This is a genomic window from Pseudobdellovibrionaceae bacterium (assembly GCA_015163855.1).
Taxonomy (GTDB): Bacteria; Bdellovibrionota; Bdellovibrionia; order Bdellovibrionales; family UBA1609; genus JAAOIH01.
In genome coordinates this window covers 1-20,161 of the sequence record JAAOIK010000037.1, presented here as the reverse complement: position 1 = coordinate 20,161, position 20,161 = coordinate 1, and the positions used below count along the sequence as shown (strand labels likewise).

Genomic DNA, 20,161 nt, shown 5'->3' with positions numbered 1-20,161 from the left:
GCAATTTAGTGTCCCATTATGAAGCAATTTTCGATTTTAATAAAAAAGTAGCCGATAAAAAATGTCTCAAAATAAGACAGTTTGACAATTATTGGCAAATTCTTGCCAATAAAACAGTAAAAGAAAATATAAAAACAAAGGTTTATTTAACTTGGGCTCTGTATAAAAAACTAGCTCCAAAGCAAAGACTTTGAAACTCGATGTTTTCAAAATATCCAGTATCTTTTAAAAGTTGCGTAAAGTTTTTTCCCCCAGGAAAGTTTTGACTGGAGTGATTTAAGTACTGATAGGCTGTTTTTTTTCCAGAAATCCACCCACCTAACAAGGGCATAAGGTATTTAGTATAAAGGCTTATGCCTTGTTTAATAAAAAATGGAGAAGAGCTACCGGTTTCTAAAATAACTAAATACCCTTTTGAGCGAGTAACTCGTGCCATTTCTTTTAAGGCCAGCTCGATGGCATTAGTATTGCGAATTCCATAGGCAACACTGCAAATAGTAAATTGATTGTCTTTAAAAGGAAGTTGGGTCATGTCGGCCGTTTGAAACTTTGTATGGCTTTTTTGTTGTATAGCTTTTTGTTTAGCAATACTTATCATTTCTGGACAAAAATCAATTCCCACAGTAGTTGCGCCAGTTATATTTTCAAAACAAAAAGCCAAATCACCAGTTCCTGTGGCGCAATCTAAAACGCGGTCTTGTTTTTTTGCTCCACTGTATTTAACCACTTGCTTTCTCCACTTTTTATCTAAACCAAAAGTCATAATCGTATTGGCTTTGTCATAAGAGCTTGCAATAGAGGCAAACATCGTTTGAATATTTTTAGGATCTTTATTTAAAGAGGAGCTTTTCATTATACAGTTACTATTTTTATACACTAAGGCTAGGCTCTGAATGGGCATTTAGCTTTTTTGTTAAAGAAGAAATATCGTATTTCTGGCTAAATTGCATAGAGTTATTTAATGTTTTGTTAAACAGCGTAAGTAATTTTTTTGCATCGCTTACAAGGCTTAAAAAATCTTGGCAGTTTAAAGATTGGTGTCCGTCAGATAAAGCTTGTTCTGGTTGTGGGTGCACTTCAATTAATAAGCCATCAGCTCCAGCAGCAATAGCCGCTAAAGAAAGGGGTTTTACTAAATTACGAACTCCTGTTCCATGAGAGGGGTCTACAAACACGGTAAAATCCGTATTCGCTTTTAAGTAGGCAACAGAATTAAGATCTATAGTATTACGAGTGCTTGTTTCAAAAGTACGAATACCTCTTTCGCATAAAATAACATGAGGATTACCCGCGCTTTGCAAGTACTCTGCTGCTTTTATCCATTCTTTTACCGTAGCAGAAAAACCTCTTTTTAATATAATTGGTTTGTTTATAAAGCTTAGCTCTTTTAAAAGCTCGTAGTTATACATATTTCTAGAGCCCACTTGAAATATGTCTACAGCCTCTTGTAATAAGCTGACTTGTCGTGGGTCGGTGATTTCTGAAACTATATTTAAACCCGTTTGTTTTTTTACTGCATTAATCCAAGGAAGACACTCTTTTTGAAAGCCTTGAAAGGCATTGGGCGAGGTGCGCATTTTAAAAATTCCACCTCTCAAAGCAGAACTGCCACTAGCTATAACAGCAGAGGATACATCCAGTAATTGGGCTTGTGATTCCACAGAACAAGGGCCTGCAATAATAGTAAATGATGAGTTTGGTTTTTTCATAAATGTATTTATTTAACGAACATTTTCCCCTTTCCAGAAAGCTAAAAATAGTCTAATTTAGGCTAAAGCTCAAGGAACTTATGCAAATAGAGGTATTTTTGTGTTTTCAGCATTAGATTGGAGCCTTTTCTTTCGTTCTGGTTTAATTTTCTCTACAAAACCAGGCTATGTGGTATTGTCTTGGGGGTCGGTTAAGGAATCGGCCACACCTTTAAAAGAAAGCCATTCTTGGAGCTTTTTTTATTCCGATTTTTATTTAAAAAAAACTAGGTACTTACAGTTTGAAAACACTATAGAGTGTTCGACAAAAGACTTATTCGTCCATTTAAAAACCGAATTACAACAAAAGGGCAGTGTCGGCAAAAGAGAGTTTAGTGATTTGGATTTTTCTTTTTTTGAAAAACAATTTATTACAATACAAAAGGCAATAGAAAAAAAAACCATTACTAAAGCGGTTCCTGTTATATTTCAAAAAAGCGAAAGCGTATTTAGTTTATCAGAAAAAAAATATTTACTACTATCTCTTTTAGATCCTAATAATGCAGCTATTAGTAAATCTTTACATATATATGGATTATTTTTAAACGCTAATGGAATTTTAGGGGCAAGCCCAGAGATATTATTTTCTTACACTAAAAAAAACACAACATTAAAAAGCATGGCTTTGGCAGGAACGGGTTTGTCCACAGATAAACCAGAGTCATTATTGCACTCTGCCAAAGATTTAAAAGAGCATAGTATTGTTAGCGATTATTTAAATATGATTATGTGTGTTTTGGGAGACAAGGCCACTCTAGTAAAAAGTGATACTTATGAATGGGATATTAAGCACTTAAAACATTTACGCAAAGACTTTCAAATTTCTGCACCACAGTTTTGTTTAAAAAAAACCATTAAAAACTTACATCCAACTCCAGCCTTGGGAACATCTCCTCAATCTCAGTGGAATTTTTTAAAAACTTTAGAAGCTTCTATGGATAGATTAAGTTACGGAGCCCCCTTGGTTAGTATTTCTCCAGAGGGTAATGTCAAAGCCGTTGTTGCTATTCGCAATATACAATGGACACAAGCTAGTTTATGGTTATTTGTAGGTTGTGGAATTATTGCAAAAAGTAATTTAAATAAAGAGTTTCAAGAATTACATAATAAAATAAAAAGTGTAAAACTTTTATTAGGCCTATAAATGAACAATACAGTTGCTAAACACATTATAGAACAATTACTTTTTCAAAAGGTAACCGACTTTTGTATTTGCGCAGGAGGAAGAAATGTTCCCTTAATTTCTGTACTAGTTCGTTTAAAAGAAGTGCAAAAAGAAAGCTTAAACAAAAATCTTTTACAAATAAATATTTATGAATTTTTCGACGAAAGATCGGCCAGTTTTTTTGCTTTAGGGCGATCTAAGGCCACAAAAAAACCCACAGTAGTTATAACCACCTCGGGTACGGCGGTGGCAGAAACCCTGCCAGCAATGCTAGAAGCCAAATACTCAAACACGCCCTTAATTATATTATCTGCCGACAGGCCTAAGTCATATCAAAATGCTTATACCCCTCAAACCATGAACCAGGCCAATATTTTTTCCTTCCTAAACATTAAGTGTTGGAATTTAGATGAAAATAATTTTAAAGAATTTGTTTTTTCATCCACTACAAAAAAACAATATCATATCAACGCAAGTTTTAACGACCCAATAGTTTTTAATAACACAGTTACATTAGATTCTAAAATATTGGCTTGGCTTACAAAAGAGGGGGGCGATTCAGCCCACAGGGATGTCGAGCCACCCCCCTTTGTAAGCCAAGCCAATATTTTAGAATCGAAAAATCAACCATGCAACAAAGATTTACTTGCGGAAGATAGGGTTTTGTTGGCGCAATTTTTTTCTAAAGGAAAAAGGCCATTGGTTTTGGTTTCTAAATTGGATTTAAAACACCAATCTAACTTAATTAATTTTCTTTTAAAGTTAAATACTTTTGTTTATTTAGAGGCAGGGTCTGGGTTGTGGGGAGAAAGAAAGTTGGAGTTGTTGTTATTAAAAGCAGGAGAAAAAACTTTAGAACAGGCTTTTGAAAACAAGTGGTTTGATTCTGTCATTAAAATTGGAAATACACCTACAGTGAAAGTTTGGCGATTGCTAGAAGATAAATTTAAAACGCTTCCCGTTTTATCTGTTGTGGAGCATGGGGAGTCGGGCTTATCTCGTAGTAAGCAAAAATTTTTTGTAGAGCCTTTTTTAAAAACTTTTTGTGATGACAGTATTTCTTCTTTGGGGATTACTGGAGCTTGGGGAAGGGATAGTTTGTGGAAAGAAAAAATCAAAACACTAGACAAGCAGTTTTATAAAGAAAAACACACTAGGTGTAAGGAAAATCCTTTTTCTGAAGAGGCTTTGGTAAGGCAGATGAGTGAAGTGTTTTTAGAAGAAAATAATATTTTTTTAGGAAACTCTTTAAGTATTCGTCATTGGGACAGTGTGGCGATTAAAAAGGCGTTTTGTTCTGTAGAAAGTCATCGCGGATTAAATGGAATTGATGGTTTAGTGTCTGGGTTTTTGGGCTGGGCTTCGGGAATGTCTGATAAAAATAAATCTTGGGCTGTGTTGGGAGATTTAAGTGCTTTGTATGATTTAAATGCTTTGTGGATATCTAAACAATTATCCAATAAAAATTGGGCTATTATTATTGTTAATAATTTTGGTGGAAAAATTTTTAAACCACTTTTTAATCAAAAAATTTTAGAAGCTAATCATAGCTTAGAATTTGAACATTGGGCTAAGTTATTTAATTGTTCTTATACAAAAATAGAAGCCAAAAACTTTACTAAGCAATTTAATAAAAATATAACAGGCATTGTAGAGGTAGTGTTACCGTAGTTTTAAACAGATATTTTTTATAATACCAAACTGGCTTTACAATAAATCTGGCGAAAACCCTTGTCTCACTAAATTTTCTGTTACACAAACAGGATTCATAAATTCTTTTAAGTAATCGGGGCTTCCGGCTTTGCTTCCTAATCCAGACATTTTAAAGCCTCCAAAAGGGTGTCGGCCTACTAATGCTCCTGTAATGTCGCGATTAATGTAAAGGTTTCCAACCTGTAGTTCTTTTTTTGCTTTTTCAATATTGGCAGGGCTTCTAGAAAAAATCCCTCCCGTTAAGGCAAAGCTTGTAGCATTGGCAGTACTAATAGCTTCTTCAAGGCTATTTACTTTGATTAAAGATAAGACGGGGCCAAAAATTTCTTCTTGGCAAAGTTCATCTTGCGAATCTACAGGGCCAAAAATACAAAAAGGCACAAAAAAGCCTTGTTTATAATTTTCTGCAAATTTTTGTTTTTCTAAATTATACTTTAATAAATTAGGAATTTTTCTTTGTTCTGCACGATTAATAAAACCCATAATTTTATCATAAGCTTGTTGGTCAACTACAGGTCCGGCAAAGGCTTTAGGGTCTTTTGCTTCTCTTACCACTAAACTATTTACCGCAGGAATTAAGCGTTGTACAAATTGATCATAAATACTATTTAAAATAATAATACGACTGCAGGCAGAACATTTTTGCCCCTGAAATCCAAAAGCCGATTTAATAACGGCCTGTATGGCTTGGTCTAAGTCGGCATCAGAGTCTATAATTAATGCGTTTTTTCCGCCCATTTCAATAACACAGCTTTTGTTATAAGATTGTTTTGGTTTATAGGTGTTACTTTTTTGCAAAATATTTACACCCACTTCTTTAGATCCTGTAAAAGCAATTTGTCGTACATCTTTATGTTGTACTAAGTATTCTCCTATGTTTTCTCCAGTTCCACACAGTAAATGTATAGCAGCTTTTGGAAAACCGGCTTGTAACATTAATTGTACTAATTCATAGGCTATACCACTGCTTTGCTCGGCAGGTTTCATAATAACGGTATTGCCTGTTACTAAGGCGGCAACACTCATTCCTGTTAAAATAGCTAATGGAAAATTCCAAGGAGCAATTACTGCGCAAAGCCCTTTGGCTTGAAAGTCGTAAATACTGCTTTCGCCCGCCACATTACTAACATCTACTTTGGTGTGTAAAATTAAATCTGCATAGTAAAGGCAAAAATCAATAGCTTCGGCCACATCGCCGTCGGCTTCTCGCCAAGTTTTTCCCACCTCTAAAATAATGTAAGCACTTAAGCGAAAGCGTTCTTTTTTAAGCAACACCGCCAGTTGTTTTAACATTGCAGAGCGTTTTTTAGCATCGGTATTTTGCCATTGATTAGAAAAATCTTTAGACACTTGAATAGCTTTTTCTGCAAGGTCTACATCTGCAAGATGCACCTTTGTAATTGTTTGTTTTTTATTAGAGGGATTATTGCGAATAAAAACATTATTGGTTTTATATTCTTCACCATTAATGACAGAAAATGCATTTAAGCCCGTTTCTTTATTAAATAAACTACTAGACAGTTTATTTTCTAATTTATCTATTGCAGATTGTAATTGGCTGCGACTAGTGGCTAAAGAAAAGTCGATTAAAGGGGTATTAACAAAGTGTGCTGTGTTTTTCTTATTTTCTTTTTTTTCTAAAAGGTGAGGACTTTGTAAAAGTAATGATGTGTCTGTTTTGTCTATAAATTTTGCTTTTATAAAACCTTCATTAGAAGAATTTTCTAATAGTCGTCTTACTAAGTAGGCCATTCCAGGTATGGGGTCGCCTACAGTGGTATATTCTCTTAGTCGATAGTTGTCTTTAATTAAATTACTTTTAATAGGTTCGCCCATTCCATAAAGCATTTGTATTTCTATGGCTTTTTGAGGAACTTTGTATTCTTTAGCTAAGGTTATGGCCGTGCTAATAGACCGTACATTATGAGAAGCCAAGGCTAGGTACAGGTGAGGGTAAGATTGTAGTAAAAAATTGGTACAGTTTTCGTAATTAGAATCGGTTTCTGATTTATTAGTGTAAACGGGGCAGGGCCAATTTTCTTGGCTAGATGTAATTACTTCAAAATCCCAATAGGCGCCTTTTACTAAACGAATAGTTACGGGAGTTTTGCGTGTTTTTTTTACCCACTGCTGTAAATCGTGCAAATCATTTAAAGAATCTTTTAAGTAAGCCTGTATTACAATTCCAAAATGAGGGTAGTCTTTAAAATCTTCTTCTGAAAGTAATTCTTTAAAAGCTTGTATACTTAAGTTTTTATACTCGTATTGTTCCATATCTAAATTAATAAAAACAAAATGTTTTTTTGCCAGTAAAAACATAGGGCGAAGTGTGTCTTTAATGGCAGTAAGACTTTCTTCCCAAGCCTCTAATTTTATTTGCGAGTAAAGCGCTGTCATTTTTATAGAAACATTTACCGAGGGAATATCTCCTTTTTCATTGCTGTCTAAAATAGCATTTTTACTCCAAGACTGGCTGGCCTTAGACAGATTTATAATTAATTCTTCATAGCGTTTTTTATAAACACTAGCTTCTTCTTTTGATAAAGTGGCTTCCCCTAAAAGATCTATGGTAAAGCCTAGTGAGGATTGCCTTGCTTTATTTAAATACTTTAAAACATCTTCGCTAGTCGACCCAGTAATAAACATTTTTGACATGCTAGTCATATTTTTATTTAATCCTGCAGCTAAAATATTAGGCGCTAATTTTCCAACTCCTAACCCCCATTGAAAGAGGGGAGGAAGTTTGCCCTCCTCTTCAAAGTATTCTTTTAAATGTTTAATAATTTCTTCACCAGTTTTTAAATAAGGAAACACATCTACAAAACGAAACATTTTGGTTTTAAATTCTGGTTTCTGCATACTCCAGTCCATCATATTTCCATACCACCAATCTTTATTAAAGATGGAAGTGCTAGATTGCGCTTCGGAGTTATCCAGTAATTGATTTCCTGTTTCTTGAATATGTAATTCTTGCAATTTGGTAAACATGTCACTCTGTTTTAGTCAAAAAACACAATTCTAGCAAGGGCTTAATGGAAAAAGTTTGTAAAAACATTATCTCTTGGTATAGAGTAGGCATGACTAAGTATAAGTGGCAAACTGCTAAAGATTTTACAGACATTAAGTTAGAGACCTTAGATAAAGGTATTGCGAAAATAACTATTAATCGCCCAGAGGTTAGAAACGCTTTTCGCCCTCAAACGGTTATAGAACTTAAAGAGGCTTTAGAGTGGTGCCGTGAAAATTCTAAAATTGGTGTAATTATTTTAACCGGCGAAGGTAAAGAAGCGTTTTGTTCTGGAGGAGACCAGAAAGTTAGAGGACATGCAGGGTATGTTGGTGCTGATGGCATTCCACGCTTAAATATTTTAGATGTACAAAAGCAAATTCGATTTATGCCCAAGCCAGTGGTTGCCATGGTAGCCGGTTATGCTATTGGGGGCGGGCATGTACTTCATGTGGTTTGTGATATAACCGTTGCCGCCAGCAACGCTCGTTTTGGTCAAACAGGGCCTAAAGTGGGTTCTTTTGATGGTGGTTTAGGAAGTAGTTACTTGGCTCGCATTGTGGGTCAAAAAAAGGCTCGAGAAATTTGGTTTTTATGTCACCAATATTCTGCCGAAGAAGCTTTAAAAATGGGTTTAGTTAATATAGTGGTTCCCTACGAAGACTTAGAAGATAAAACCGTAGAGTGGTGTAAAGAAATGTTGCAACATTCTCCCATGGCTTTGCGTTGTTTAAAAACTAGTTTAAATGCAGATTGTGATGGACAAATGGGTTTGTTAGACATGGCTGGTAATGCCACTTTACTGTATTATATGTCTGAAGAGGCAAAAGAAGGTAAAGAGGCTTTTTTAGAAAAACGGCCACCCGATTTTTCTAAGTTTCCTATTTTACCTTAATATATAGTAAAAAAAATTAAGCAGCCTTTTTTGGGTAAGGAGTATTTATGAAGTGGATAATCGTTTTTGCATATATTGCACTAAACCCTTATGTTTCTAAAGCCTTTTGGACAGCCGAGCAACAAGGTGTTTTGCAAAGCGTTCAACATAGTGAAGAGTTGCACCCAGAAGGTAACCCTGAGCAAAACCAATCAGTTTATGTACGAGAGGCATTAGGCCTGGCTTTTAGTAAAATACAAAACCTTAAAGACTTTTCTGCACACCCTTTTAGTCATCAAAAGAAATGGAAAATTCCCTTTAAAAAAACCCACTTTGACAAAGGAATTTATGACCAAGAGTCTTGCGCTCCTTCGCCACAAAATAATTTTCTGCCAGCTCGTGGGCGATGGCAAAAAAAGACCACCGACTTAATTGTCCTTGTTCCTGGTTTATTTGCGCAGTCTTCAGGCATTAGTCCCACAAGGTTGTTTAATTTACTTTATCAAAACGGTTATCATGTGTTTGCTTTGCCCAACCCTTTTTCTGCAGAATATATACACCAGTACCCTAGAGACTCCTCTGGCTCTTTTAAAAAAGAGGCAAAAATTGTTTTAGAAGCTATGGAATATTTAATAAATTCTAATGCTAGCAAAATAAAAAAAGTGCATTTAGTGGGAATGAGTTACGGAGCTTTTCTTTCTGCGGTGGCCTTAGTTTTAGATAAGAAAAAAATAATTTCGGGAAAAACTTTTTTATTAAGTCCGCAAGTACAATTTAGTACTACGATACTAAAATTACTAGACCCTTTAATTAAGGAGTCTTTAGAAGCTGCAAAATTTAACAAAACAAAAGCGGGCCCTGTTCAAAAAATTTTTAGAAGAGGTGCGGGAATTAAAATTTATAATGGAACTTTATATACAAATATTAATTTGTTTCGTAAATATAAGTACCATAAAAAACATGCTTTTAAATGTGCTGCTTATTCTCCAGGGGCGATTGCCTCTTTTGAAAGGGTGTTGAACGCATACAATATGCAAGGCGTGGATTTTAATAACAAGGCTTTAGCAACGAAAAAAGAACCGTGGATTTTTCCGTGGAAAGTAAATCCTCATTATGTGGGCTTGCAACTTTGGGCGAAACAGTTAAGCGTTTGGTCTACATTTCAAGATTATGCTTACGACACGCATATTTATTACATAGACAATCCTTTACTTAATATTTCTAAAATTAGCACCTCCAGATTAGAAGACAATTGGATGCTAAAGGGTTTATCTAATCGAAGCTCGCAAAACTTTGCAGCAAGTCCAGATACATTGGCGTATTGGCTACATTTAGCTTACAAAAAAGGTCATGATAATTTTAGTGTATTTACTACCGAAGATGACTTTACCAATTTTTCTGCGGATTGGAGTAAGCCTTACCTATTTCCTAAATATTTAAAAGTAAAAAAACATTTTCAACAATGGAAAAAAGGTTCTCACTTGGGATACTTTTCTAAATCTTGGTTTAAAAAAGTTTTATATATGGCTTTTCCTAAAAAATAATGTTTTTTAAAGCTATAATATATTTTAATGCTATTCGCCCTAAAACTTTGATAGCCAGTGTGGCGCCGGTTTTGGTGGGGGCGGCTTTAGCTTATAAAACCTCTAAAGTAAGCTTTTCTTATACTCTATTTTTATTTAGTCTTTTCTCTGCTTTGTGTATTCAAATTGGCACTAACTTATTTAATGATTACCTAGATTTTAAAAAGGGAGGCGACGGAGATAAGCGAGTAGGCCCAAAGCGTTTAGCACAGCATCTCGTGAAGCCCGTTTATATTCAATATTGGGCTGTGGGTTTTTTTATACTGGCTAGTATTTTAGCCATTCCCTTAATAGTAAAGGCGCCCGCAGTAGTTATTAGTATCGGAGCAGCCTCTTTATTTTTTGGTTATTTATATACAGGCAGTCGGTGGGCTTTAGCTTATACAGGAATGGCAGATTTTTTTGTTATTGCATTTTTTGGAATAGTAGCTGTGGGAGGAACCTATTACTTGCAAACTATGACTTACTCTTTGGGTGTATTTTTAACAGGTTTAGAGTTAGGAATGCTATGCTGTATTATTTTAGTGATAAATAACCTTCGTGATATCGAAGAAGATTCTATTAATAATAAAAACACTTTGGTAGTAAGGTTTGGTGAAAATTTTGGCAAAAAAGAAATTGCAAGCTTTATTGTGCTGGCCATGATGCTGCACGAATGGACTTTGTATTTAACGCATTTTAATAATTTACGCTGTGTGGTTTTATCTACCTTTGCTAGAGCGCCGTATTTTTTACTTCCTGCGTATTTACAATTTTATTTTTCTTTAAATAAGGTCAAAGAACCTAAAGGCTATACTAGTTTTTTATCCAAAGCGGCTATTTTGTACTTTTTTTATACTGCGTTAAAAGTATTTTCTATTTTTTATGCAGAAGTAAAATTATAATACCTTAAGGTAATAACAATGAACTATAAGTATCAAATTTCTTCTTATAAAATCGGCTACCAAGAGCCTTTAAGAGGAAAGCTTGTATGTAAAGAGGGTTTTTTACTTCAGTGTAAAAGCAGCGATCATTTAGTGGGCTATTCGGATTACTCGCATTTAAACAAAGAGGCTTTAAAAAAATCTGTGTTGGCTTTACAAAGTCTTAATACAAAAAAATCTAGCACGGTAGGGGAGGTTTGTAAGCCTTCTCTTAATAGCATTCAAGCAATGCGGTCGGTTAAATACGCCTTTCAAGATATGCAATACCAAAAAAAAAAAACCGCTCTTTTTTCGGAGTCTTTTTGCGTAAGTAATCATTACCTAATTGGGGATATTGGTAGCTTTCCTTTTTCTAATTTAAATGCCTTGTGGCTTCAAGGCTACAGAAGCCTTAAAGTAAAAATTATAGAAGATATGAATGCGCTAGAAGATTTTTTTTTAAATTTAACTAAAAACACAAAGCACCAATTTTTATTAAGATTAGATTTTAATGCAAATGTAAATATAAAATTTGTACACACATTTTTAAGCAAGCTTTCTAATATTTTAAAAAACTCATCGCTACAAGTAGAATTTTTAGAAGACCCGTTGCCTTATAACTATACAGACTGGGTGCAGTTATTGGATAAATACCATTATCCTTTAGCTATTGATTTAGAATGGAATACTTTTTGTTTGCAAGAAAATGCCTATGAAGATGGCGGCAAAAATTTAAATTTTAAAGCAGATAAAGCCTTGGCCTTTTCTGTCATTGTTTTAAAGCCAGCCGTTCAAAATGTAGAGCAAATTGTAGAAACATACCATACTAAAAATATAAAATTTGTTATAACGCACTATATGGATCATGGAGTGGGTCGACTGTTTGCTTTATTAAGTTTAAACACTTTAATAGACAAATACAGTAGTCAGATATTTTTAGACTCTGGGTTAAACACTTTTCCAACAACAGGAGACGGTGTTTTTTGGAAGAAATACTTTAGTAATAATTCTTCTGTATTAAAAATAAAAAAGCCAATATACTGCGTAAGTAATATATTTAACCCCAGCGTATTAAAGTGGAGCGATTTGTAAGTGTTAACTATGAAATTTAAAAAACATACGGGCACAACCCCCCTCAAAGAGGGTGATGACAATATTTCATGGGAAAGCAAGCAGCCCTTTTGGTTGTTAAAAAAAAGCAAAGCCTTATCAGAAAAGCTTAAGGCCAATATTTTATCTGCAGATACTTTTTCTTCACACATTTTTATTGCTAGCTCGGGTAGTTTAAGTGGTGAAGAAATTAAAATTATGGCCCTTTCTAAAAAGGCCTTATTATTATCGGCCAAAGTGGTAAACAAGCATTTGCAAATTACAGAAGAAGATAGGTTGTTAAGTGTGTTGTCGCCTTATCATGTGGCAGATTTAGCGGTTAAAGCTAGGGCGTATGTTTCGGGGGCTACTTTAGTTAGTAAAAAAATCGTACAACCATGGTCGCCTACGCATTTTGTAAATTTATTAAAACAAGAAAATATTTCTGTAACCTCTTTAGTTCCCGCTCAAGTTTTTGATTTAATAACTAAAAACATAGTTTGCCCTAAAAATGTACGCTTAGTCATAGTTGGAGGAAGTGCTTTAAGTGCAGAACTTTGTTATAAAGCTTTACAGTTGGGTTGGCCCATTATTTCTACTTATGGAATGACCGAGTTATGTTCGCAAGTGGCCACGGCCTCTTTAAAGGATTTAAAAACACTTCAAAAGGCGGTTTTAAAAAAAGAAACTAACGAAGAAGATATAAAAAAAGCGGTGCAAAGCTATGTCACTTGCTGGAAATTGTTACCGCATATAAACGCTAAGGTAAACCAAGAAAACTTGTATTTACAATCAGACGCTTTGCTTAGTGCAGAGTTTATTGTAAAAAACAATACTTTAATTACTAAAAAAGAATATACCAATCAAGAATGGTTTTTAACTCAAGACCATGCAATTTTACAAGATAGAAAATTATATTTTAAAAGTAAGGGTTGGGGTAAAATAAAAATTAAATCGAAACTTGTTTTTTTAAAAGAACTAAATAGTTTGTTAGAGGATTTAAATTTACATAATAATTTAAATTTAAAAAATATATATTTATTTCCAAAAGAACATATTAAAGAAGGTTTTAGGTTAGTATTAATTTCTGAATGCAGCAATATTTCTACAAAAAACACTTCTATTTTGGTAAGCGCGTTTAACAACAAAGTGCAAAGCCATGAAAAAGTACGCTGCATTTATTACTTACCAACAATACCAAAAACAGACTTGGGTAAATTACGGGTAGAGGCAATTAAACCACTATTACAGTTAGGTAAAAAATAAAAAATTGAATTTTTTTTTTACTATGTTATACAGCTAGTTATGATTAAAACATTGTACAAATTTAATGCTGCTCCTCCAAAAGTGTATAGTAAGGGAGATTTTCCAAAGTATTTGCCCAAATTAAATAATTTGTATGATGATTTGTTTGTAAATGGAAAATATTTTCGCTCTCGCTTTGTGGCTGCCATTTCTAAAACGCTGTTTTTAAAAAAAGAAAGTATTGATTTGTTGTCACAAAGCATTGAATTTATTCATAATGCTTCTTTACTTCATGACGATTTAATAGATAAGGCCGTATTACGACGGGGTAAAACTACGGCTTGGAAAAAATACGGACCAGAGTCGTCGGTATTAGCTGGCGATTATTTACTAGCTAGAGTAATGGTCAATTTATCACAATCCACCTCTATAGAGTTAGTAAATTACACGGCTAACACTGTTTCTGATTTATTAGAGGGGGAGTGGTTACAAGACATTATGGAAGAGACGCAAAAAAATCAAAAAGAAATAGAAGTGGATTTGTCTTTAAAAGAGCGCGATAAAGTGGCTCAATTAAAGACGGGAGTATTGTTTTCTTGGTGTTTAGTAGCGCCTTTTTTATTGCTAAGGCCTAACTTAGATAAAGATATTATAGCGTCTTTAAAAAGTGTTGGTGCCGATTTGGGTATTTTTTTTCAAAGAGGAGATGATTTATTAGATTTTAATATTCGCAACAAAGAAGAAAAAAGCATTTTAACAGACTTACAGTCAGGAGTATTAAACTCTTTTGCTATTTTTTTAATACGAAAAAACCGAGAGTTAAAAAAAGATTTATTAAAATGTTCTACCATGTCAGAGGTAAAAAGCATAATTTCTAAAGAAGTTTTTAATCAATCTTTAAAAGAGTTTGATAACTTAAACACTGCAAAAATTAACACTTACTATGATAAAGTAGATGATTGTATAGCTAAGGTATCCCCATTGTTAAAAGTAGAGAAAAAAGAATTACAAGCTATTTTAAGATCTTTGCCTGATATATTTTACTGGAGAAATACTTAAATTGTCCTCTAGTGTCGCTTTTTTATGTAAAAAAGATCAATGGAAGAACCCATCGCAAGTATTAGCTAAACAGCTTAATTTGCATTTAATTTTTAAAGAAGATAAAAAGTACACGGCCTTTTTGTATTTAGACGAACTGGGTTTTTTAGATGTATATCTTCCTTCTTGGGGAGGGAGTAAAAGCTTAGGCTTAGATTTTTCTGATAACAAAAAAGAGCAATTTAAAAAAAAAGCATGGTCTTTAAAAAGTTTGTTACCCAGAGCTTTAGGTTTAGATAAAAAAATAGTTTCTGTTTTAGATATTACAGCAGGCTTTTGTGAAGATAGTTTTATTTTAACTAGTTTGGGAATAAAAGTATCTGCGGTGGAGCAATCTAAAACGATTGTTTCTTTGGTGACGGCAGCTTTGCAAAAAACCACAAGGTCTAGCGAGTTTGTGTTAATTGGTAAAAACTCCTTAAATTATATGCAAAATTTGATAGATACCAACCAAAGACCACCAGTTATTTACATGGACCCTATGTTTGAAATTTCTTCTAGAAAAGCCTTGAGTAATAAATCCATGCAAGTGCTGCAGGTATTAGAGCCTTACACAGAGGGCTTAAAAGAAAAAAATGTACTATTGCTTAATCAAGCCTTAGCCTGTGCTAGTGAGCGCGTGGTTTTAAAGCGACATAAAAAAACACCTAGTTTAAAAAAACCTAACTATATTTTAGAGGGAAAACTAGTTCGTTATGATGTTTACTTAGTTTAATGGGTTTAAAACTGATACGCCACTAAGCTCACGCATGGGGCATCGCCTTGAGTAGTTTTTGTATGCTTTGTATTAGAGGGAATAATAATTTTATCCCCAGGTCGTAATAGTAATTTATTTCCTATGATTTCTACAAAGAGTGCGCCAGACACTACGACTCTCATTTCTGTATACGGGTTTTTAATTTCTTGAGGCTTTGTAGTGGTTGGTTCAACAATGTCTTCTTTTGCTTGCAAGTCATCGGCTTCAAAAATTTTTTGAATTTGAGTTTTAGAAGGAATAATTTTCGCTTGCCATCGATGAACAATCATAATTGGAGTTTAGTCGTAATTTACCAAAAAGCCAAGGCACTTTCTTTTTGAATATATTTTTTAGGAATTTCTTCGATAAAGCGGCTTATCTCTTTTTGCTCTACATCATAGCCCCAAGTTTTTCGTGTTTTGGCATAGCTTAAAAACAGTTTTTCTTTAGCTCTGGTAATGGCTACATAGGTAAGGCGTCTTTCTTCTTCAATATCTTCATCATTAATGTCTTCTTCTGAGGAGCGAATATGGGGAAGTAAGCCTTCTTCGCAGCCCACTAAAAAAACCTCTTTGTATTCTAAGCCTTTTGCAGAATGGATAGTCATTAAAGAAACTTGATCGTCTGTCTCTATTTGGTCGGTATCGCTAAGTAGGGCGGTGCTTTCTAAAAAATTTTGTAAAGTAGGGTCTTCGGTATTTTGTTGTTCAAAGTTTTCTACCGATTGTTTAAATTCTTGAATATTATCTAGGCGTACTTGGGCTTCTGGAGTTTTGTCTTTTCTTAACATTTCTTCATATTGAGTTGCCTCTAGGGTGTCTAATAATAACACAAGCACGCTAGAGGTAGAGGCGCTTTGAATAAGCCCTTGCATTAAAAAGAAAAAAGCCTCTATTTTTTTTAAAGGCCCAGCACTTAATAACTTTTCATTTAAGATTTTTTGCATGGCTTTCATCATGTTAATATTATTACTTGTGGCAATGTTTTCTATTTTTTCCACAGTGGTTTTTCCAATACCGCGAACGGGGCTATTGATTACCCTTTTTAGGGCCACATCATCGGTAGGGTTATTACAAAGTCTTAAATAACAAAGTAAGTCTTTAATTTCTTTGCGTTCGTAAAATTTTATGCCTCCAATAATTTGGTAAGGAATACGAGCTAGTCGTAATTGCTCCTCTAAAACTCTAGATTGAGCATGGGTGCGATAAAATACGGCAATGTCTAAGTAGTTGGTATTTTTATTAGTGTGTCGGTATTGAATAGCCTGAGCTAAGTAGCGAGCCTCTTGAAACTCATTTAAGTTAGGCATCAGTGAAATATGTTCTCCCTTTCCTTTGGAAGAAAATATTTTTTTTTCATTGCGGTTAGTATTGTGACTAATAACATGAGAGGCAGCCTCTACAATGTTTTCTGATGAGCGAAAATTTTCTTCTAATTTTACCGTTTTGCAATTAAGAAAGTCTTTTTCAAAATTTAAAATATTTTTAATGTCACTTCCTCTCCATGCGTAAATCGATTGATCTTCATCGCCTACAGCGCAAATACTTTGCGAGTTCTTTGCTAATAATTTAATGAGTCCGTATTGAATGGCATTGGTGTCTTGGTACTCATCAATTAAAATAAATTTAAATTGATTTTGATATTTTTTTAAAACTTCTGGTTGGGCTAAAAACAATTCATAAGTTTTTAATAGTAAGTCTCCAAAATCTAGAGCATTATTTTTTTCGCACTCTTTTTTATATTCATCGTACACCTCTACAACAATATCTTCGTAAGCATTATCTTCTAGCCACTTTCTTACTTTTAAAGGGTTTTTGGTTAAGGATTTTGCTTCTCCAATTAAAAAGCGAAAATTTTTAGCAGGGTATATTTTTTCGTCAATATTTAATGTTTTTAAACATTTTTTAATAAGGCTTTGTTGGTCACTGCTATCATAAATAGTAAAGGGACTTTGAAATCCTAAAAAATGAATATGCTCTTTTAATATTTTTACACAAAAAGCATGAAAGGTATTAATCCATAGATTATAGGATATGGGGATTTGTAAATCTTTAAGCATGCTTATAATTCTGTGGCGCATTTCTCCCGCGGCTTTATTGGTGAAGGTTACGGCTAAAATTTGTTCTTGGGTGGCCTCCCCCTGAAGAAGAAGGTTTACAATGCGATAGGTTAAAACCCGAGTTTTTCCAGAACCTGCGCCAGCTAATATTAATAATGGGCCGTTTAAGCTACTTACAGCCTCTTGTTGAGGTTTAGTTAGCTCTTTTTGCCACATAGGAGGGAGGCCTAGATTTTCGTTTGTGTTCATGAAGGGAGAATCCATAAAAAGCTTAGAAAAGTCTATAGAAAAATAGATAATGCAGCATATTATTGTTGTCATCCATTTAATTTCTTGATACTTTCCTAAGGTCTTATAAGGCATTGAAAATAGCGGAGATATTGGAGAGAGAATGGCAAAAAAAAGTTCTATTGCAAAAAATAATCAAAAGTATGCTAAGGCACTTAAGTATACAGAACATCGCAAAAGTTTGCGTGCTCAATCTATTGACCCCAGCAAAACCGATGAAGAGCGTTATGAGGCATTTTTAGCTTTACAAAAATTACCGCGCAATACTTCGGTATGTCGTGTAACTCGTCGTTGTTATTTAACCGGTCGTGCTCGTGGAATTATCCGCAAATTTGGTTTATCACGCTTAGCTATGAGAGAGTTAGCTCTTCAAGGAAAATTACCCGGAGTCACTAAAGCTAGTTGGTAGTTTTTTATTTCCTGCTCTATTGTATGTTTTAGATAGAAAAAATAAGGGGAAAAATATTCGCATTAGTTTATTAATATTATTTTCATTGCTACTGTCTTGTAAGCAAAATTTAAAAGTTTTGCCTATGGCACAGGGTTTTACCACGGCCCACTCCACACAAATTGCTGTAATGGTAAATAAAAATACGCGGTATAAGTATTTGGTTGTAGAGGCTTCTAAAAAACATATAAAATCTAAGTTATGGACTGCCTTGGGCCATAAAAATTTTTTAAAAAATAAAAAAAACTCGGTTGTTGTTTCTGTTGCTAAAAAAAAGACGCGCAGTTTTTCTAATCAAGCTATTGAAACGCTATTTATTAAAGGCTTGCAGTTAAAAAAAACATACAGTCTGTTGGTAATAAAAAAACAGTCTTGCAAAAAAAAGGATAAGGCTTGTGTTAAAAAATGCGGTAGTTTTTGCTCGGTGTTGGTGGATGAAAGAAAGTTTAAAGCCTTAGACACAAATAAAACAGCTGTAAAAATGGCAGTGGCTTCTTGTTCGGCCACTTACGCATACGATGTTCAAAAACAAATTTGGCCAGAACTTTTGCAACATCACCCCGATGTAATTTTATTAATAGGCGATAATGTTTATGTGGATCGTTACATTAATGGTCAATCTGTTACTAACAGTAAAAGTTTTTGGACGCGTTATGTAGAAATGCGAAAAAGTTTATACCTTTATAAGGCAAAAACATTAATACCCATATTTGCTACTTGGGATGACCACGATTATGGCACTAACGATGGTGACTCTAGTTTTAAGTGGAAAAAAGAATCTACAAAAGTGTTTAATAGTTTTTTTGCACAAAAGCCCATTTCTCCTGTTTTTCAAAAAGGGCCAGGGGTATCTTATGTTGTTCAGGCTTTCGGGCAAAGATTATTTTTAATGGACAATCGCTCTTTTAGAACAGCCAATGTAAACGATAAGCGTAATCTTCGCAAAATTAAAAAAGTAAAATACGAAACCCACTGGGGGAAAGCACAAGAAAAATGGTTGTTTGCAAAATTGCAAAAATCAAACACTCCCGCATGGCTTATTGATGGAGGCCAATTTTTTGGTGGTTATTTACCTTGGGAATCTTATGAAGCTAGCCACCCTAACAATTTTAAAAATATTTTTTTACCAAATATCAAAAAAAGTAAATCAGTATTGGCTTTTCTTTCTGGTGATAGGCATTTTTTTGAGTTTATAAAAATTCCTAAAAAAGAATTGGGTTTTACCACTTACGAAATCACGACTAGTGGTATACATACTAGATTATACCCAGGCCTATGGAACAAGTATTTTAATAAGCGCCAAATTTTTGGTAAGGCGACATTTTATAATTATGCCATTATAAATAGTAAAGCTATTGTTAGCACAGTTTTAAACAAGGGGCTGGCTGTTAATTTAGAGGCTTGGGGCTTAGGGCGTAAGTTAGTTTATAAAAACCGTTTTAAAATATTTAAATAATACCTAGAAAGGGAAAATATGATTTATATTATTTCGGGCACTGATCGTTTGGGGTCTAACTCTTTAATTTTGTCAAAACAGTTATTGCAGTTGTATACGCTACATAATGTAACGGCAGAAATTATAGATTTACAAAGTTTGCCCTTACAGCAATTGCACGGACTTTCTTATAACCAAGATAAAATTCCTGAAAATTTAAAACCTGTGTTTGATAAAATTGCTAAAGCTAAGGCCTTTCACATAGTGTGTCCGGAGTACAATGGCTCTTATCCTGGAATTTTAAAATTGTTTATGGATTACTGGCAATTTCCAGCCTCTTTAGAGGGAAAGCTTGTGGCCTTTGTTGGATTGGGTGGCCAATTTGCTGGACTAAGGCCCGTAGAGCATTTAACACAAGTATTTTTATATAGAAACTCGATGATATATCCAGAAAAAGTTTTTTTCTTTAATGTTTGGAATATGATAAAAGACGGAGCCTTGGTCGACAAAAGTATGCTGGATCGTTTACAAAAACAAGTGGAAGGCTTTAGTAAATTTATTAAGCTACATGTATAAGTGATTAAAGTGATAAATAAAAATTTTCCATCTATTTTTTTTACTCAATTTTTCGGAGCTTTAAATGACAATATTTTTAAAAACGCTTTTGTTTTATTGCTAACCTATAAGTCCGTAGAATTGTGGAATTTAAATAGTGGTCTGCTGGTGGCCTTAGCGGGTTTAGTTTTTATCTTTCCTTTTTTTATTTTTTCT

Annotated in this window: 17 protein-coding genes; 12 read left to right on the top strand and 5 right to left on the bottom strand. The window is 33.9% G+C overall.

Going from position 1 to position 20,161, the window contains the following annotated elements; genetic code table 11:
* Positions 1 to 142 precede the first annotated feature (142 nt).
* Positions 143 to 853 carry a bifunctional demethylmenaquinone methyltransferase/2-methoxy-6-polyprenyl-1,4-benzoquinol methylase UbiE gene (gene ubiE, locus HAW63_04550; GenBank protein MBE8163238.1) on the bottom strand — a complete coding sequence of 237 codons (711 nt, stop codon included), beginning with the start codon at positions 851 to 853 and terminating at the stop codon, positions 143 to 145.
* Between the two features lie 16 nt (positions 854 to 869).
* Positions 870 to 1,709 carry a 3-deoxy-7-phosphoheptulonate synthase gene (gene aroF / locus HAW63_04545; GenBank protein MBE8163237.1) on the bottom strand — a complete coding sequence of 280 codons (840 nt, stop codon included), beginning with the start codon at positions 1,707 to 1,709 and terminating at the stop codon, positions 870 to 872.
* 100 nt (positions 1,710 to 1,809) lie between these two features.
* Here aroF and HAW63_04540 point away from each other — a divergent pair, with 100 nt between their 5' ends.
* Complete coding sequence (locus HAW63_04540) at positions 1,810 to 2,892, top strand: hypothetical protein (GenBank protein ID MBE8163236.1); 1,083 nt, start codon at positions 1,810 to 1,812, stop codon at positions 2,890 to 2,892.
* Positions 2,893 to 4,584 carry a hypothetical protein gene (locus HAW63_04535; GenBank protein ID MBE8163235.1) on the top strand — a complete coding sequence of 564 codons (1,692 nt, stop codon included), beginning with the start codon at positions 2,893 to 2,895 and terminating at the stop codon, positions 4,582 to 4,584.
* A gap of 36 nt (positions 4,585 to 4,620) precedes the next feature.
* Here the strand turns inward: HAW63_04535 and HAW63_04530 are convergent, their stop codons facing one another.
* Positions 4,621 to 7,614, bottom strand: a complete 2,994-nt coding sequence (locus HAW63_04530) for a bifunctional proline dehydrogenase/L-glutamate gamma-semialdehyde dehydrogenase (protein ID MBE8163234.1) — start codon at positions 7,612 to 7,614, stop codon at positions 4,621 to 4,623.
* A gap of 89 nt (positions 7,615 to 7,703) precedes the next feature.
* Between HAW63_04530 and menB the strand changes: the two genes are divergently transcribed.
* The 7 genes from menB to HAW63_04495 are packed head-to-tail and all read left to right on the top strand — an operon-like array spanning position 7,704 to position 15,139.
* Entirely contained in the window at positions 7,704 to 8,528 is an 825-nt protein-coding gene (menB, locus tag HAW63_04525) for a 1,4-dihydroxy-2-naphthoyl-CoA synthase (protein ID MBE8163233.1), read from the top strand.
* A 47-nt stretch (positions 8,529 to 8,575) separates the two neighbouring features.
* Positions 8,576 to 10,051 (top strand): hypothetical protein, encoded by a 1,476-nt coding sequence (locus HAW63_04520; GenBank protein MBE8163232.1) that lies wholly within the window; start codon positions 8,576 to 8,578, stop codon positions 10,049 to 10,051.
* Entirely contained in the window at positions 10,051 to 10,974 is a 924-nt protein-coding gene (gene menA, locus HAW63_04515) for a 1,4-dihydroxy-2-naphthoate octaprenyltransferase (protein MBE8163231.1), read from the top strand. Before HAW63_04520 ends, menA begins: the two co-directional genes overlap by 1 nt.
* Positions 10,975 to 10,992: 18 nt before the next feature.
* Positions 10,993 to 12,084: a hypothetical protein gene (locus HAW63_04510; GenBank protein MBE8163230.1), complete on the top strand. Its 1,092-nt coding sequence runs from the start codon at positions 10,993 to 10,995 to the stop codon at positions 12,082 to 12,084.
* A 9-nt stretch (positions 12,085 to 12,093) separates the two neighbouring features.
* Positions 12,094 to 13,347 carry an AMP-binding protein gene (locus HAW63_04505; protein ID MBE8163229.1) on the top strand — a complete coding sequence of 418 codons (1,254 nt, stop codon included), beginning with the start codon at positions 12,094 to 12,096 and terminating at the stop codon, positions 13,345 to 13,347.
* A gap of 39 nt (positions 13,348 to 13,386) precedes the next feature.
* The gene (locus tag HAW63_04500) at positions 13,387 to 14,385 is read left to right on the top strand and encodes an octaprenyl diphosphate synthase (protein MBE8163228.1); all 999 of its coding nucleotides are present in this window, start codon (positions 13,387 to 13,389) and stop codon (positions 14,383 to 14,385) included.
* 1 nt (position 14,386) lies between these two features.
* On the top strand, positions 14,387 to 15,139 hold the full coding sequence (locus HAW63_04495) for a class I SAM-dependent methyltransferase (GenBank protein ID MBE8163227.1): 753 nt from the start codon (positions 14,387 to 14,389) through the stop codon (positions 15,137 to 15,139).
* 5 nt (positions 15,140 to 15,144) lie between these two features.
* Here the strand turns inward: HAW63_04495 and HAW63_04490 are convergent, their stop codons facing one another.
* Positions 15,145 to 15,450, bottom strand: coding sequence for a cupin domain-containing protein (locus HAW63_04490; GenBank protein ID MBE8163226.1), 306 nt, complete (start codon positions 15,448 to 15,450; stop codon positions 15,145 to 15,147).
* A 20-nt stretch (positions 15,451 to 15,470) separates the two neighbouring features.
* Positions 15,471 to 17,582 (bottom strand): UvrD-helicase domain-containing protein, encoded by a 2,112-nt coding sequence (locus tag HAW63_04485; GenBank protein MBE8163225.1) that lies wholly within the window; start codon positions 17,580 to 17,582, stop codon positions 15,471 to 15,473.
* A 28-nt stretch (positions 17,583 to 17,610) separates the two neighbouring features.
* Between HAW63_04485 and rpsN the strand changes: the two genes are divergently transcribed.
* The 3 genes from rpsN to HAW63_04470 all read left to right on the top strand — a co-directional run bounded on the left by rpsN (position 17,611) and on the right by HAW63_04470 (position 19,966).
* Positions 17,611 to 17,916 carry a 30S ribosomal protein S14 gene (gene rpsN / locus HAW63_04480; protein MBE8163224.1) on the top strand — a complete coding sequence of 102 codons (306 nt, stop codon included), beginning with the start codon at positions 17,611 to 17,613 and terminating at the stop codon, positions 17,914 to 17,916.
* A gap of 124 nt (positions 17,917 to 18,040) precedes the next feature.
* A complete protein-coding gene (locus HAW63_04475; protein ID MBE8163223.1) occupies positions 18,041 to 19,411 on the top strand; it encodes a hypothetical protein in 1,371 nt (456 codons plus the stop codon).
* 18 nt (positions 19,412 to 19,429) lie between these two features.
* Complete coding sequence (locus HAW63_04470; GenBank protein ID MBE8163222.1) at positions 19,430 to 19,966, top strand: NAD(P)H-dependent oxidoreductase; 537 nt, start codon at positions 19,430 to 19,432, stop codon at positions 19,964 to 19,966.
* The last annotated feature ends 195 nt before the right edge of the window (positions 19,967 to 20,161 follow it).